This window comes from Aquitalea denitrificans, from assembly GCF_009856625.1.
GTDB lineage: Bacteria > Pseudomonadota > Gammaproteobacteria > Burkholderiales > Chromobacteriaceae > Aquitalea > Aquitalea denitrificans.
Genome location: NZ_CP047241.1, coordinates 3607863 through 3622630 on the forward strand (window position 1 = coordinate 3607863; position 14768 = coordinate 3622630).

Below are 14768 nucleotides of genomic sequence, written 5' to 3' on the forward strand. Positions count from 1 at the left end.
GCCAGCTATGGCATACTGCACTCCCCACCTGATCCGGACCACCTTGCCATGACCATACACACCAGCCATGCACCGCATGAAACCACGGACGACGCCGCCCGCAACAAGGCAGCCCACCGCAGCACCATGGTCAGCGTATGGGTGAATATCGTGCTGGCCACGGCCCAGATCCTGATTGGCGTGTTTGCCAAATCACAGGCCCTGGTGGCTGACGGCGTCCACTCGCTGTCCGATCTGCTGTCCGACTTTGTCGTGCTGCTGGCCGGCCATCACAGCCGCAAGGCACCGGATGATGACCACCAGTATGGCCACCAGCGTTACGAAAACGCCGCCTCGCTGGTGCTGGGCCTGCTGCTGCTGGCCGTTGGCATCGGCATGCTGTGGTCTGCCGCCGTCAAGTTTCACGACCCCTCATCCATCCCCACCGTACACAGCGTGGCGCTGTGGGTTGCCATCGCCGCGCTGGTGGCCAAGGAATTACTGTTCCGTTTCATGCTGGCGGTAGCACAACGAGTGCGCTCCAGCATGCTGGTGGCCAATGCCTGGCATGCGCGTTCAGATGCGGCGTCATCGCTGGTAGTGGCTATCGGCATCATCGGGAACCTGATGGGCTATCCGATTCTCGACCCGGTTGCCGCACTGATCGTGGGCTTCATCGTGGGCAAGATGGGCTGGAGCTTTGCCTGGAATTCGCTGCACGACCTGATGGACCGCGCCGCCGACACCGAAGAAACCGATGCCATTCGCACCACTCTGCTGGGCACCAGCGGCGTCCGAGCCCTGCATGACCTGCGCACCCGCAAGATGGGCGATCTGATCCTGGTGGATGTCCATCTGGAAGTGGATGGCCACATGAATGTCTTCGATGCCCACACCATTGCCGAGCAGGCACGCGAACGGGTGATGGCGGCCCATCCGGTACTCAATGTGATGACCCATATCGACCCGGTTGGCCTTGAACACCCGGCAGACCGCTCCATCGCATGATTTTTGCCACCGCCGGCCATGTCGATCATGGCAAGACCGCCCTGCTCACCGCGCTGACCGGCCAGAATGCCGACCGGCTGCCGGAAGAGAAAAAGCGCGGCATGACCATAGACCTGGGCTATGTCTATCTACCGCTGGCGGATGGGCGGGTAGCAGGATTCATCGATGTCCCCGGCCATGAAAAATTCCTCTCCAACATGCTGTGCGGCCTGTCCGGCATTCCGCACGCCTTGCTGATCGTTGCCGCTGACGACGGCATCATGCCGCAAACCCGGGAACATCTGGCCATCCTGCAGCTTAGCGGCATTGCGCAACTGACGGTGGTCATCAGCAAATGCGATCTGGCCGATTCAACCCGGCAGCAGGCGGTGGCCGACGACATCCGCCAACTGCTGGCCGCCAGCCCATGGCCAGCGGCACCGGTTTTCTTTGTCTCCAGCCACACTGGCGCGGGCATCGATGCGCTGCGTCAGCACCTGCTGCAACACCTGTCGGCGCTTCCCCAGTCATCCGGCCAACGATTTCGCCTGGCCATCGACCGCGCCTTCAGCCTCAGTGGAGCCGGACTGGTGGTGACCGGCACCGCACTAGGCGGTGAGGTGCAGGTAGGCGACCGGCTGTGGCTCAGTGGCAGAGATGTCCCGGTCAGGGTGCGTAGCCTGCATGTGCAAAATACGGCCGCACCAACCGGCCAGGCTGGGCAACGCATTGCGCTGAATCTGGCTGGCGACGTGGAAAAAAAAGACATCCAGCGCGGTGACTGGCTGTTTGGCACCGCGCCAGCAGCTCCCAGCAGCCGCATCACAGTCAGCGTGCAGGCCATCGCCCCCTTGCGCCACTGGCAGGCCATGCATATCCACCATGCAGCACGCCACATTACCGGACGGCTGGCGCTGCTCAACCGCAGCCAGCTGGCCGCCGGAGAAAGCGCGCTGGCCGAACTAGTGCTGGATCACCCCTTGTGGCTGGCCAATGACGACCGCCTGATCCTGCGCGACGCCAGTGCGCGCGACACCATCGCGGGTGCCCGGGTGCTGGAATTGCAAGTGCCAGGCCGGGGCAAGCGTCAGCCCGCCCGGCTGGCCTATCTGCAGCAATTGCAAAGCGCAGAGCTGACACTGACCGCGCGGCTGCAACTGCAAAGCCGGCAGCAAGCGGTGGTACTGGAGGACTTTGCCTGGGCGATGCAGCTGGATGAGCAAGCCCTGCGGCAGCTGCTGGCGGACAGCCCGGGCCAGCAGGTTGCCGGCCGCTTTTATCACCTGCAACACTGGGCCGACATGCAGGAAACCCTGCTACAACGACTGGCCATGCTGCACCAACAGCAGCCAGACCAACTCGGTGCCAGCCGTGGACGCCTGCGCCGGCTCGCCCTGCCCGGCGAAGCCGAAGCCACGGTCAACCTGCTGCTGGAACAGCTGCTGCAACAAGGCCAGCTGAAACAGACCCGTGGCTGGCTGCATCTGCCGCAACATGTGCTGGCTTTCACACTGCAGGAAGAGCAGCACTGGCAACAACTGGCCCCCTGCTTTACCGGTAACGAACCGCACTGGGTACGCGACCTTGCCGCCACGCTGGGCGAGGATGAAGGCGAAACCCGCCGCCTGCTGCACAAGGCCGCGCGACTGGGCCATGTGATGGCCGTGGTGCAGGACCGCTACTTTTCCAATGCCAGCATGCATGCCATGGCCGACCTCATCCGCCAGCTATGCCAGCAGCACGGCCATGCCGATGCCGCCGCCTTCCGCAACCAGCTGGGCTGCGGACGCAAGCTGGCCATCCAGATTCTGGAGTTTTACGACCGTACCGGCTTCACCCGCCGTCTGGGAGATCGCCATCTGCTACGTGAGAGTCTGCTGTTTGGCGGCATGGAATCCACGACAGGACCGCACACTTTCCCGCCGACCTGAAACCGGTATAATCAGCCGACATGGAAGAGAGGCTCCCCCGGTGGGGTGGCTGGTCTTCAAAACCAGATGGGGCCGCCAGCGGTCCCGGGTGGGTTCGACTCCCATTCTCTTCCGCCAGTATTCCTGCTCGCAAAATCAGTCATCAACCGGCATATCAGCAATAAAAAAACCCGCACACTGGCGGGTTTTGCTGTAATGGCCACCGGAAAATCCTGGCCCGGCGGTTTGCTTCCTCAAGCGGCCATGCCTTTCAGTGCGCGGCGATAGTACTCAAGATAAACCCCGTAAAGATGATGCAGCACGCTGGCACTACGTCGTCCCGACTTGGACAGGCATGCTTGCCGGGCGGCATTCAACTCACGCAACTCATACGGCATCAGCACGATCTCATCTCGCGACTGGAAAACCGAATAGGCCGATTTCAGATTCTCGATGACATGCTGGATCAATCTGGCTTCCGGTGAATGCACATTTACATACAGCACATGAAATGCCTTGAGCAGTGCAATCATCTGGATGATCCGGTCACCGTCCGCCTTGCCTGAACAAAGATCTGCACAGCAGGAAGTCAAATTCTGTTTGATATTTACCATGTTGCCACACTGACCTTCACTGACTATTACCGGATGCCATGCTGCAGTTGGCATCATGATCTCACCCGGATTCACCACCTCATCCAAAAAACCCGACCAGCGGGCAGAAGAATGCATGCCTGCCGATACTCCGGAGGGCTGCCCCAACATGTATAGCCTGCCAAGGATAACACTCTTACCCGGCTTGCCAAGTGAGCGCAGCAAAGCAAAACAGCAGTAATACACAAGCTATTACATATAAGTCATAACAAGTCATAAATACCAACCCAATTTCACTAAGCAAACTATCGGCCATTTTCCTGGCCGGAGTTTGCCTGTCTCCGCTCGTGATATTGCAAATTGGGGTTCTTTCAAAGCTTCATCACCCCACAGCCATCTTCTATAACAAATTATAAAAGCCCATACGGGTTCGGGGATAAGATAAATGTTCAATCAGCACCTGAAACAACAGATTGCCAGCCTGGAGAGGCAACTTTCTGCAAGCAAGTAGCTGGAAAACGCACTGGATCACTCCATGGCGCTCATCCGGTTCAGCCCGGATGGCTGCATTACCGATACCAATCAGAACTTCCTCGACACCATGGGTTATGCCACCCGTGATGAACTGCTGGGCAAACCGCACAGCCTGCTGTGCGAGCCAGCATACTCGGTCAGTACGGATTATCGGCAGCTGTGGGAAAGGCTGCGCCGTGGCGAGTTCTATCGCAGCCAGGTGTGCCGCCTTGCCCGAGATGGCCGCACCATCTGGCTGCAGGCAACCTATACCCCGGTCAAGGATGAAAACAACCATGTTGTCAGCATCATCAAGCTGGCAACCGATATCAGTCGCAATGTCGCGGAAGCCACCCGTAACCAGGCCATCCTGCAAGCCATCAACCGGGCAATGGCCGAAATAGAATTTACGCCGGATGGCCTGATCCTCAATGCCAATGACAATTTCCTGCAAGCCACCGGTTATACCCGTGACAGCCTGATTGGCAAACCACATCGCATACTGTGCACTGCCGAGTTTGCCGCCAGTGCGGAATACGTCGCGCTATGGGAGCGCTTGCGTAGCGGCCAGCATTACAGCGGGCGCATATTGCGCCAGAGCCGCGATGGCAAGCTGATCTGGCTGGAAGCCAATTACAACCCGGTACTGGACGAGCAAGGCCGGGTTGGCAGCGTCATCAAGTTTGCTACAGACATCACCGCTCAGATTTCCCTGCAACACATGGAAAGAGAGTCGGCACTGCTGGCTTACGCTACCGCGCGCGAAACCCAGTCACTGGCCAATGCCGGGGTGTTTGACATCGAACAGAGCATCGAGGAAATCATGACCAAGGCCGGTGATATTGAACGTGGTAGTCAGCAGGTGCAAAAACTGGGGGATCGTTCACAGCAAATCGGCTCCATCGTGCAAACCATCAAGGAAATTGCCGACCAAACCAATCTGCTGGCCTTGAATGCCGCTATTGAAGCAGCCCGCGCCGGCGAGATGGGACGCGGCTTTGCCGTGGTGGCAGACGAAGTGCGCAAGCTGGCAGAGCGTACATCCAGCTCTACAGTGGAAATCAACAGCATGGTGCAGGATATCCAGGTACATACCCGTACCGCGGTATCCAGCATGGACAGCCTGCTGGAACAGGCCAATGGCAACGTGCAGCTATCCCAGCGGGTGGGAGAAACCATTTCCCGCATCAACCACCAGGCCAAGGGCGTTGTCGAGGTGGTAAGCCGCTTTGCCGACATGAAAAGCCAGCAAGAGCAGAGCAGGCCCTAGCGCCCAAGGGTAAATCCGAATTGGCAGCAGCAGCATGGACATTATCTAATGTAACCTGAACCCTGCTCCTGCCTGTCGGAGGCCCTGCGCACCATGAAAATCGGCCTGTTCATTCCCTGTTTCATCAACGAACTGTTTCCCCATGTGGCCATGGCCACACTCGAACTGCTGGAAAGCCTGGATTGCGAGGTGGACTATCCGCTGCAGCAATCCTGTTGTGGTCAGCCGCTGGCTAATAACGGCGACAGCAAGGGCGCTTGTGATGCAGCCAAGCGCTTTACCGATGTCTTCCATCAGTATGACTATGTCGTTGCGCCCTCTGGCAGCTGCGTCTCCCATGTAACCCACCACTACGACTGGTATATCGCCGACAACCGTGACTATCAGCAACTCAAGCCCAAGGTCTACGAAATCATCGAATTCCTGCAGGATGTGCTGAAGCTGGAAAAGCTGCCCAAGCCGGTGTACTTCCCGCACAAGGTTTCCATTCACCAAAGCTGCCACGGCCTGCGCGAGCTGCATCACGCCAGCCCGTCCGAACTGATGATGCCCTATCACTCGCGCCTGGAGTCCATCCTCAAGCTGGTGGATGGCGTGGAGGTAGCACTACCGGAACGCCGTGACGAATGCTGCGGTTTTGGCGGCACCTTCTGTGTGGATGAGCCGGAACTGTCTACCGCCATGGGCGAAGACCGCATTGCACAGCACGAAGCCACCGGGGCGGAATTCATCGTCGGTGCCGACCCATCCTGCCTGATGCATATGGGTGGCATCATCCGTCACCAGGGCAAGACCATCCGCCCGCTGCACATCGTGGAAATCCTGACTGGCCGGGGAGCTGCTGCATGAAAGACGACAGCGTAAAACACCCGCAAGCCGCGGCTGAATTCCTGAAGGACCGCGCCCAGGCCAAATGGCACGACAGCGCCATCTGGTGGGTACGGCAAAAGCGTGATGCCCAGGCCAAGCAACTGCCGGAATGGGAAGAACTGCGCCGGCTGGCACGCGAAATCAAGGCCCATACCCTGTCACAGCTGGACGATTACCTGGCCCAGTTTGAAGCCAATGCACAAAAGAATGGCGTCACCGTGCACTGGGCAGCCGATGCCGACGAGCACAACCGCATCGTGCACGACATTCTGGCAGCACGGCAGGTAAAGAAGCTGGTCAAGTCCAAGTCCATGCTTACCGAAGAATGCGGGCTGAATCCCTACCTGGAACAGCGCGGCATCGAGGTGGTGGATACCGACCTGGGCGAGCGCATCGTGCAATTGCGCCACGAAGCGCCCAGCCATATCGTGATGCCGGCCATCCACCTCAAGAAAGAGCAGATTTCCGAACTGTTCCACAAAGAGTTGGGTACCGAAGCCGGCAATAACGACCCCACCTACCTCACCCACGCGGCACGGGCCAATCTGCGCGAGCACTTCCTGACCGCCGATGCCGGCCTGACCGGGGTCAACTTTGCCATTGCCGAAACCGGTGGCGTGGTGGTGTGCACCAACGAAGGCAATGCCGACCTTGGCACCAGCCTGCCGCCCATTCACATCGCCAGTATGGGGCTGGAAAAAATCATTCCCAAGCTGGAGCACCTGGGGGTATTCACCCGCTTGCTGGCCCGCTCGGCCATTGGTTCGCCGGTCACCACGTATACCTCGCATTTCCACCAGGCCCGCCCTGGTGGCGAGATGCACATCGTCATCGTCGACAATGGCCGCAGCGACATCCTGGGCAATGAAGACTTCTACCAGAGCCTGCGCTGCATCCGCTGCGGCGCTTGCATGAATACCTGCCCGGTGTATCGCCGCAGCAGCGGCTTCAGCTACAGCTATATTATTCCCGGCCCCATCGGCTCTACCCTGGGCCCCAGCCGCGACATGAAAAAACACGGCAGCATGGCCTTTGCCTGCAGTACCTGCGGCTCCTGCTCCAATGTCTGCCCGGTCAAGATCAATCTGCACGAGCAGCTGGTGCTGCATCGCAAGAAAGCCTTCGACCAGAACCTGCTGCCCACCGGCAAGAAAATGGGCCTGCTGGCCATGCGTTTTCTGACCCAGCACCCGGCCTTGTTCGATCTGGGCGGCAAGGTGATGCGCAAGGTGGTGCCCATCATCCCGGAAAGCCTCACCCGCCACAGCGCCTGGAGCCGCGCAGGCCGTGATCTGCCACCGATGCCGGCCCAGAGCTTCAAGGAACAGTACCAGCAGCGCAGCCAGAACAAAAAAGATAAACAGGACAAGAAGGACAAGGAGGAGCAGCAATGAGCACGCGTGACAGCATACTGGCCCGTATCCGCCAGAACCGCCCGCAAGCCACGGCTTTGCCGGACATCCATGCCGTGCCGTTCATCCGCTATGACAACCCGTTCGAGGCGTTTGCCACGCTGATCCGCAATCTGGGGGGTGATGCCGTCCAGTTAGCAGCGGGCCAGAGCGTGGCCGATGTCGTGGCCGCACGTTGGCCGGATGCCGGGCGCACGGTGGACCTGACCGTGGCAGGGCATGAAGAAGTGGATGATCCGCATGCCTGGCACGATGTCGATGTCGCCATCGTCCCCGGTCAGCTGGCGGTGGCAGAAAACGCCACGGTCTGGGTCAGCCACCCGGACAACCACTTCCGCTCCATCTATTTCCTGACCCAGAAGCTGGTACTGGTGGTGCCGCGTGATGCCATGGTGGATACCATGCGCGATGCCTATGCCCGTATCGACATGGCAGAACACGGCTTTGGTGCCTTCATTTCCGGCTCGTCACGCACCGCCGATATCGAACAAAGCCTGGTGATGGGTGCCCATGGTGCCATGGCCGCACTGGTGATTTTTGTCTGATTTGTACGCACGGAGCATTGCTTCCTTGGGGCCCCTGCGGGGGCCATTTTTCTGCCCGCCATTTCTACCCACCCTTTCCATCAGACATGAAAAAACCGCCGGTCTGGCGACGGGCGGTTTCGGGCTGGCAGCGGCAAATACTCAGCGGTTGGCTTCCACCTTGTAACGCGGCGGCAGCAGCAGTGCCGGTACTTCGCGCTGCGCCTTGCGGCTACGGCGGCTACCGGCGGTCGGATTGATGGTTTTCAGGCCCTCGCCCGACTTGCCCACCATCAGGGCAGATGCCGGCAAGGACATCGGATCACGCTGCGATTCGCGCGGGGCAGAACGCAGCGGACTCGTACGCCCTTCACGACCTCCTTCACGCGCCCCGTCGCGGCCATAGTCGCGACCACCCTCACCACGGGAAAACTCGCGACGCGGGGCCGATTCTTCACGCGGGGCGGCGGCACCCGGCTGGAAGCCTTCCACCACCTGCGGCGTCAGTGTCTGGCGAGTCAGCTTTTCAATGGCCTCATGCTGGCGGGTTTCCGCCGGGCTCATCAAGGAAATGGCGATACCGCTGGCACCGGCACGGCCAGTACGACCGATACGGTGTACATAGTCTTCTGGCGAATTGGGCAGTTCGTAATTCACCACGAAAGGCAGTTCGGTAATATCCAGGCCACGGGCTGCCACATCGGTGGCCACCAGCACGCGCAGACTGCCGTCCTTGAAGGAAGACAGGATTTCCAGGCGCGAAGCCTGAGCCTTGTCGCCATGGATGGCTTCCGCCACCAAACCATCGCGCTTCAGATCACGCGCCAATTGGTCGGCACTGAGTTTGGTCTTGCAGAACACGATGACCTGACTCATGTCACGGCTCTTGATCAGGTGGCTCAGCAGATGGCGCTTGCGACCGGCATCCACCGAATACACCAGCTGTTCCACTTGCTCGTTGGTAGCATTCTGCCGTGCCACTTCCACTGTTTGCGGGTCTTTCATGAAGTCCGCAGCCAGGCGCTTGATTTCCGCCGCAAAGGTAGCCGAGAACAGCAGTGTCTGCCGCTCCTTGGGCAGCATGCTCATGATCTTGCGGATATCCTGGATGAAACCCATGTCCAGCATGCGGTCCGCTTCGTCCAGTACCAGTACTTCTACCTTGTTCAGCTGAATGGTTTTCTGCTGAATGTGGTCAAGCAGGCGACCCGGCGTGGCAATCACCACCTCTACACCGCGGCGCAGCTCGGCAGTCTGCGGATCCATATTCATGCCGCCAAACACGGTGGTAGCACGCAGCGGCAAATACTTGGTATAGGTTTTTACATTGACGCCAATCTGGTCGGCCAGCTCGCGCGTAGGCGACAGCACCAGTGCACGCACCGGATGCATGGCCGGGGAAACACTGGTATTGGCAAACTTTTTCAGGCGCTCAAGAATGGGCAGCATGAATGCAGCAGTCTTGCCCGTGCCCGTTTGTGCGGCAGCCAGCAAGTCCCGACCGGACAATACCAGCGGAATGGCTTTGGCCTGGATCGGTGTCGGTTCGGTATAACCCTGTTCTTCAATGGCACGAAGAATCTCGGGCGATAGCCCGAGTTCGGAAAACAGCATGTGTGTGCTCCTGCAATTCGGTTGGGCGATGTCATCGCAGCATGCGACACATCCCCTTGTTCATGAACATGGCCTAGCCAAAATGGCAACGCCGCCCATCAGGGGCGGCGGTTAGCAGGCATCAGGCCATGTGGTTGGCGACACTGAGCAACAGGACGACAAACAGCCATAGCAAGGCTGAACGCCAGACCAGTCCGACGGCACTTTTCAGAAAGGCCGGATCTGCCTCGTCACCCAAGCCCAGTTCGGGCCGGAACTTGATGGTGTAATCCTGTCTGAGCGGATCGCCCAGCTTGACCCCCAGCGCACCGGCCGCCGAGGCCAGAAGAATGCCGTTGGCGTAGTTGCCCCAGGTTCTTGCCTGCGAGCGCCAACAGTAAACAGCATCTTCAAAATCGCCCATTACCGCGAAACTGGCGGCAGTAAGGCGTACCGGCAGCCAGTCCAGCCAGGCTGCGGCACTACCGGCAAAACGACCAAAACGGTCCTCCTCTGCCTGACGGCTGCCCCACTTCTGTCCCAGCATGCTGCACAGGCGATACAACAAGGCACCAGATGGACCCGGCAACAATACAAACCAGAACATGGTGCCAAAAACATGGCGGTAGCTGTCTACCACACCTTGCTCAATTGCCAGCCGGGAAATCTCGCCCACCGACAGCTCGGCTGCAGGCTGACCAGTCCAGCGGGACAGCGCGATACGTGCGTCCAGATCACGTCCTTCCGCCAGAGCCAGCGAAATCTCGGAAAAAGCGCTGGAGAAATGGCGAAAGCCCATGGTGAGGTAAAGCACCAGCACATTCCACAGGATGGCCAGCAGCGGGTTGGCTGCATAAAGCGCGTAGTACACCCCCAGGCTTAGCAGCACCGGTGGCAGGATGGCCAGCATCCACGCAAACACGCCGTGCCGGTTGGCACCGGCATTCAGGTTGCGTTCCAGGTGGTTGGCGTAGCGGGTAAACACATGCCATACGCGGTTACGGTTGCCCAGGGGGCGCAGCTGTTCAAGTGCCAGCGCAAATATCAGGGAAATCAGGGTCATCAGATTATGGATGGTGGTTTGCTCAGGCCCAGTCGCGAAGATACCACAAAGGGACAGGTACGCCCACCACATCGCATGTACTGCGCGACATGTCAGGGGAAATGCGAATCAGGCAGAGCCGAGAAAACGGCGTCCGCCAACCGGCTGTGGCTGCTGGCCGCCGCGATCGTAACTTAGGGTCGCGGCTGCGGCCTGGCGCAGCACGGCCAGTGACTCCTCGACCTGCCCCAGTTGCTGTTCAATGAAGCTGCCATTGAGCTGATTGATGCCCTGTGCGCGGTGGATCAGGTCTTCCAGCGCCAGCCAAGCCTGACGTTCTTCAGGCTTGTCCGCCAGCCAGATATAGACGGTATCGCTGTCGGAAAGACCAAGCGACTTCATCAGCCGGGCACGACTCTGGGAGTGCACGGCCAGCTCGTCCAGCACCTTGCTTTTGCTGTCAGCCAGATCTTCCAGCAGATGCACCTGACCGGCAATCATCACCTGCTGCTCCTGCTGCAGCAGTTCCACCAGCCGGGCCACTTGTGTGGCCTCGGCACGGCACAGTTCGGCAAAACCTTGTTCTTGCGTCATCGCAGCGTGACCATCGTGCCGGTGATTACTGGTTCAGCAGCTCTTGCGTGGACGCAATCAGGCTATCGGCAATCTTTTCCGGGTTAACCGAGAAGGTTCCGGATGCAATGGCATTCTTGATGGCATCTACTTTGGCGGCATCAAAGGCCGGGGCCGTGTCAGCCTGTGCTTCCAGCGCACTGATGCTGCTGGCCAGCGGATTGATTTTCACGCTATCGGTCGGGGTTGATCCGACACCAGCGGCCTGCGTGCCGGCATCGCGCCGGGCCAGCTTGCTCTGGCCGCTATAGGCAGCAACGGCACTACCCGAGTTGTCGATTTTCATGGCGGAACCTTCCAAACTAGCTAGGGGTTTCTCTATTATCGGCTGAAAAAGCAAACTCTTGAAATATTTATCAATAACTCAGACTGACCGTACCATCCGGCTGCACCACGCCACGAATCACCCGTCCGCCGCTCAGACGCACCGATACGGCATCCCCCACCGCAGCATTGCCATTAGCCACGCCTTCGGACAGCACGCTGAAACCATCACCACCCGCCTCAACCTTGACCGGCTGGCCAGCCCTTACCAGGTATGGCGCATGCACCATGAAGGTACGTAGCCAGCTGCCAGCCGGTGCCCCGCTGCGCATGCTCTGTCCAATCGCCAGATCAAGACTGGTAATCACATTGCGCGCCATGGCCGGGTTGGCCACATCCACCAACTTGACGTCCCCCGCTTGCAACACTTCGCCGGCACTGACCGAACGGGTCAGCACCACGCCCAGTTGCTTTTCATTGATACTGACTGGCAGGCGTATGCTCCAGCCGCTATCCGGGCAGGCCAGCACCAAGGCGGTATTGCCGCTGGTCTGCGCCGCATTGGACCAATCTACCCTGGGGTTCTGGCAGGCGGGCAGTACCAGCCGGCGATCCAGCTTGCCCAGTTTGTAGCTGGCCTGGCGATGGCTGACTTCCTGCTGCATGAACCGGTCGGCCAGTTTTTCCAGCACGCTCATGTCCTGGTTGCCCGCCGCCAGTACCAGACCGGGCAGCAGCCAGGCCAGAATCAGATAAGGGAATTTCATCCTGTCATTGTATCCGCTAGGTTTACTCATGCGTACCGGAATGCAGTCATCCGATCGGATGCAACACCGGCCTGCTGGCGAGCACAGCATTCAGAGCTGAATATCGCCCAACAGTTGCCAGCATCCATAAAAAAAACAGGCCCTGTCGAGCCTGTTTTGTCCTGAATATACGATGACCGGGGGTATCAACCGGCCAGTGTGGCTTCCACAAATGCTTTTACCTTGCCGGCATCAGCCTCAAACACCACCACTTTTTGCGGCAGGTCTTCCAGGCCGTCGAAACCGGCCGGACGCGGCGGATCACGGTCCAGCGCCTCGCGGATGGTATCGGCAAACTTGGCCGGCAATGCAGTTTCCAGACACACCACGGTTTCACCCGGCAGGCGCAGCTCGCGCGCCACCTTGATGCCATCGGCGGTGTGCGTATCCACCACCACGCCATCGGTTGCGTCCACCGCACGGATGGTGGCCAGACGGTCGGCATGGCTGCTTTTGCCAGAAACAAAACCGAACTTGTCCGCCGCCTCGGCCAGCTTGGCCGACAGATCAAAGCCCTTGCCGGCATCCACATCTGTCCACAATGCCTTGACGGCAGCGCCGTCACGGCCCACCAGATCGAACACGAAGCGCTCGAAATTGGAGGCCTTGGAGATGTCCATGGACGGGCTGGAGGTGACATAGGTGTTGGCCGTGCCACGCGGACGGTAAGCACCGGTGTGGAAGAACTCGTCCAGCACGTCGTTTTCATTGGTGGCCACGATCAGGCGTTGCACCGGCAGGCCCATCTGGCGCGCGATATGACCGGCGCAGACATTGCCGAAGTTACCTGACGGCACGCAGAAGCTGACTTGTTCGTCATTGCTGCTGGTGGCGTTGAAGTAGCCCTTGAAGTAGTACACCACCTGCGCCACCACGCGGGCCCAGTTGATGGAGTTGACGGTGCCGATCTGGTACTTGGCCTTGAAGGTGTGGTCGTTCTGCACTGCTTTCACGATGTCCTGACAGTCATCAAACATGCCCTTGATGGCGATGTTGTGAATGTTGGCATCTTGCAGGCTGAACATCTGCGCACGCTGGAAGGGGCTCATCAGGCCGTCCGGGCTGAGCATGAACACGCTGATGCCCTGCTTGCCACGCATCGCATATTCGGCAGCACTGCCGGTGTCCCCGGAAGTGGCACCAAGGATGTTTAGCGACTGGCCTTTTTTGCCCAGCACGTATTCGAACAGATTGCCCAGCAACTGCATGGCCATGTCCTTGAAGGCCAGCGTCGGGCCATTGGACAGTTCCAGAATCACCAGGCCATCGGACAGGCGCTTGACCGGGGTGATGGCTTCGCTGCCAAACACGGCTGCGGTGTAGGTGCGGGTGACGATGTCCTTGAGGTCGGCCTCCGGAATATCGGTGGCAAACAGACGGATGATTTCAAACGCCAGTTCCGCATACGAAAGACCGCGCCAGGCATCCAGCTGGCTGCGGCTGATCTGCGGGTAGCTTTCCGGCAGCGCCAGGCCACCATCGGGAGCCAGGCCCATGAGCAGGATGTCGCTGAAACTTTGCGGCTGCATGCCGCCACGTGTGCTGATGTACTTCATGATCAGTTGGTCAACCTGTCCAGACATTGAAAACTGGCCTTGACGATCTTTTTCTTGATCTCGGGTGAAAAGGCCTTGAAGGTATTGCTGCCGCTCTCGGTCTTGCTGCCGGACATGCTGTTGGCCACGGCTTCGCTCAGGTCATCCATGGTCAGTGCCTGCATGGCCTTGTCGGCGGCACAGCTACAGTAGCTGCTGCGGTTTTGCTGGGTAATGGCATGACCAAGCTGCTGTTCCAGCTGCTTGAGCTTGGCACTGTCATTGGCAAAGCTGGTCATGCAGCCCTTGCTGATCAGCTGGCTGAAATTCTGGACATAGGGTGCCATGCTGGGATCGTCCGCCAGACTGCCGCTGGTGGTATCAGCCCAGGCAGACAGTGGCAACAACAGCAACGACAGCAGCAAGCGTTTGGGGAGGGTAGCCATGATGTGTTCCATTGGGTAGCTGAGTCTCAGTCGGCGGCACTGGCATCCAGATGGCGGCTGCAGGCAGCAGAGGCTTCCGCCAACCGCTTCTTGCCGCGCGGGTCATCCTTGCGGATCTGCCCTGTCAGCACGCCCATCACCTCTTCCGAAGTAAAGGTATTGGCCAGATGTTCACTGGCACACTGACAGTATTTCTGAACCTGGGCATCAGAGCGCTCGCTGGCCCCATCCGAGGCCGGCGTGCGCTTGATACAGCCGCGCATCAGAAAACCCTGCAGCAGATTATGCTGACCGGGTGTCAGTGGCGTGGCATACAAAGTCGATGCCGTGAGAGCGCAGGCCATGCCCACGCCATTCATCCAGTACCTTGCCATTCGCAACCATTCCATTG

At 59.3% G+C, this 14768-nt stretch carries 15 protein-coding genes and 1 tRNA gene; 7 read left to right on the top strand and 9 right to left on the bottom strand.

Annotated features, from left to right (window positions below):
- The first annotated feature begins 48 nt into the window (after positions 1–48).
- The 3 genes from GSR16_RS16560 (at position 49) to GSR16_RS16570 (ending at position 3014) form a co-directional block, all read left to right on the top strand.
- The gene (locus tag GSR16_RS16560; protein WP_159879308.1) at positions 49–987 is read left to right on the top strand and encodes a cation diffusion facilitator family transporter; all 939 of its coding nucleotides are present in this window, start codon (positions 49–51) and stop codon (positions 985–987) included.
- Positions 984–2897 carry a selenocysteine-specific translation elongation factor gene (gene selB, locus GSR16_RS16565; protein WP_159879310.1) on the top strand — a complete coding sequence of 638 codons (1914 nt, stop codon included), beginning with the start codon at positions 984–986 and terminating at the stop codon, positions 2895–2897. The genes GSR16_RS16560 and selB overlap by 4 nt, the downstream gene beginning before the upstream one ends.
- A 22-nt stretch (positions 2898–2919) precedes the next feature.
- Positions 2920–3014 (top strand) — tRNA-Sec (locus tag GSR16_RS16570).
- Positions 3015–3130: 116 nt separating this feature from the next.
- Here GSR16_RS16570 and GSR16_RS16575 read toward each other — a convergent pair.
- The gene (locus GSR16_RS16575) at positions 3131–3607 is read right to left on the bottom strand and encodes a hypothetical protein (protein WP_159879312.1); all 477 of its coding nucleotides are present in this window, start codon (positions 3605–3607) and stop codon (positions 3131–3133) included.
- Between the two features lie 397 nt (positions 3608–4004).
- Here GSR16_RS16575 and GSR16_RS21370 point away from each other — a divergent pair, with 397 nt between their 5' ends.
- From GSR16_RS21370 to GSR16_RS16595, 4 genes are all read left to right on the top strand, one after another.
- Positions 4005–5252, top strand: coding sequence for a methyl-accepting chemotaxis protein (locus GSR16_RS21370; protein WP_159879314.1), 1248 nt, complete (start codon positions 4005–4007; stop codon positions 5250–5252).
- 93 nt (positions 5253–5345) lie between these two features.
- Positions 5346–6101, top strand: a complete 756-nt coding sequence (locus tag GSR16_RS16585) for a (Fe-S)-binding protein (protein ID WP_159879316.1) — start codon at positions 5346–5348, stop codon at positions 6099–6101.
- Positions 6098–7516, top strand: coding sequence for a lactate utilization protein B (locus tag GSR16_RS16590; RefSeq protein WP_159879318.1), 1419 nt, complete (start codon positions 6098–6100; stop codon positions 7514–7516). The genes GSR16_RS16585 and GSR16_RS16590 overlap by 4 nt, the downstream gene beginning before the upstream one ends.
- Positions 7513–8079 (top strand): LutC/YkgG family protein, encoded by a 567-nt coding sequence (locus GSR16_RS16595; protein WP_159879320.1) that lies wholly within the window; start codon positions 7513–7515, stop codon positions 8077–8079. The genes GSR16_RS16590 and GSR16_RS16595 overlap by 4 nt, the downstream gene beginning before the upstream one ends.
- Positions 8080–8220: 141 nt before the next feature.
- Here the strand turns inward: GSR16_RS16595 and GSR16_RS16600 are convergent, their stop codons facing one another.
- The 8 genes from GSR16_RS16600 to GSR16_RS16635 all read right to left on the bottom strand — a co-directional run bounded on the left by GSR16_RS16600 (position 8221) and on the right by GSR16_RS16635 (position 14766).
- A complete protein-coding gene (locus GSR16_RS16600) occupies positions 8221–9672 on the bottom strand; it encodes a DEAD/DEAH box helicase (RefSeq protein WP_159879322.1) in 1452 nt (483 codons plus the stop codon).
- A gap of 121 nt (positions 9673–9793) precedes the next feature.
- Entirely contained in the window at positions 9794–10714 is a 921-nt protein-coding gene (locus tag GSR16_RS16605) for a CobD/CbiB family protein (protein ID WP_159879324.1), read from the bottom strand.
- Positions 10715–10822: 108 nt separating this feature from the next.
- Positions 10823–11287 carry a flagella synthesis protein FlgN gene (locus GSR16_RS16610; RefSeq protein ID WP_159879326.1) on the bottom strand — a complete coding sequence of 155 codons (465 nt, stop codon included), beginning with the start codon at positions 11285–11287 and terminating at the stop codon, positions 10823–10825.
- Between the two features lie 25 nt (positions 11288–11312).
- Complete coding sequence (flgM, locus tag GSR16_RS16615; RefSeq protein ID WP_159879328.1) at positions 11313–11612, bottom strand: flagellar biosynthesis anti-sigma factor FlgM; 300 nt, start codon at positions 11610–11612, stop codon at positions 11313–11315.
- 70 nt (positions 11613–11682) lie between these two features.
- Complete coding sequence (gene flgA / locus GSR16_RS16620) at positions 11683–12357, bottom strand: flagellar basal body P-ring formation chaperone FlgA (RefSeq protein WP_159879330.1); 675 nt, start codon at positions 12355–12357, stop codon at positions 11683–11685.
- 185 nt (positions 12358–12542) lie between these two features.
- Complete coding sequence (thrC, locus tag GSR16_RS16625; protein WP_159880881.1) at positions 12543–13952, bottom strand: threonine synthase; 1410 nt, start codon at positions 13950–13952, stop codon at positions 12543–12545.
- A 2-nt stretch (positions 13953–13954) separates the two neighbouring features.
- Positions 13955–14377, bottom strand: coding sequence for a hypothetical protein (locus tag GSR16_RS16630; protein WP_159879332.1), 423 nt, complete (start codon positions 14375–14377; stop codon positions 13955–13957).
- A 26-nt stretch (positions 14378–14403) separates the two neighbouring features.
- Positions 14404–14766, bottom strand: a complete 363-nt coding sequence (locus GSR16_RS16635; RefSeq protein ID WP_159879334.1) for a hypothetical protein — start codon at positions 14764–14766, stop codon at positions 14404–14406.
- Positions 14767–14768 lie beyond the last annotated feature (2 nt).

Bases quoted from the DNA above. Each gene is read 5' to 3' on its own strand.
- GSR16_RS16590 (WP_159879318.1), top strand. From the start codon at position 6,098: ATGAAAGACGACAGCGTAAAACACCCGCAAGCCGCGGCTGAATTCCTG.
- GSR16_RS16600 (WP_159879322.1), bottom strand. From the start codon at position 9,672: ATGCTGTTTTCCGAACTCGGGCTATCGCCCGAGATTCTTCGTGCCATT.
- GSR16_RS16610 (WP_159879326.1), bottom strand. From the start codon at position 11,287: ATGACGCAAGAACAAGGTTTTGCCGAACTGTGCCGTGCCGAGGCCACA.
- GSR16_RS16595 (WP_159879320.1), top strand. From the start codon at position 7,513: ATGAGCACGCGTGACAGCATACTGGCCCGTATCCGCCAGAACCGCCCG.
- GSR16_RS16635 (WP_159879334.1), bottom strand. From the start codon at position 14,766: ATGGAATGGTTGCGAATGGCAAGGTACTGGATGAATGGCGTGGGCATG.
- GSR16_RS16630 (WP_159879332.1), bottom strand. From the start codon at position 14,377: ATGGCTACCCTCCCCAAACGCTTGCTGCTGTCGTTGCTGTTGTTGCCA.
- GSR16_RS16560 (WP_159879308.1), top strand. From the start codon at position 49: ATGACCATACACACCAGCCATGCACCGCATGAAACCACGGACGACGCC.
- thrC (WP_159880881.1), bottom strand. From the start codon at position 13,952: ATGAAGTACATCAGCACACGTGGCGGCATGCAGCCGCAAAGTTTCAGC.
- GSR16_RS16605 (WP_159879324.1), bottom strand. From the start codon at position 10,714: ATGACCCTGATTTCCCTGATATTTGCGCTGGCACTTGAACAGCTGCGC.
- GSR16_RS16575 (WP_159879312.1), bottom strand. From the start codon at position 3,607: ATGCATTCTTCTGCCCGCTGGTCGGGTTTTTTGGATGAGGTGGTGAAT.
- GSR16_RS21370 (WP_159879314.1), top strand. From the start codon at position 4,005: ATGGCGCTCATCCGGTTCAGCCCGGATGGCTGCATTACCGATACCAAT.
- GSR16_RS16585 (WP_159879316.1), top strand. From the start codon at position 5,346: ATGAAAATCGGCCTGTTCATTCCCTGTTTCATCAACGAACTGTTTCCC.
- flgM (WP_159879328.1), bottom strand. From the start codon at position 11,612: ATGAAAATCGACAACTCGGGTAGTGCCGTTGCTGCCTATAGCGGCCAG.
- selB (WP_159879310.1), top strand. From the start codon at position 984: ATGATTTTTGCCACCGCCGGCCATGTCGATCATGGCAAGACCGCCCTG.
- flgA (WP_159879330.1), bottom strand. From the start codon at position 12,357: ATGAAATTCCCTTATCTGATTCTGGCCTGGCTGCTGCCCGGTCTGGTA.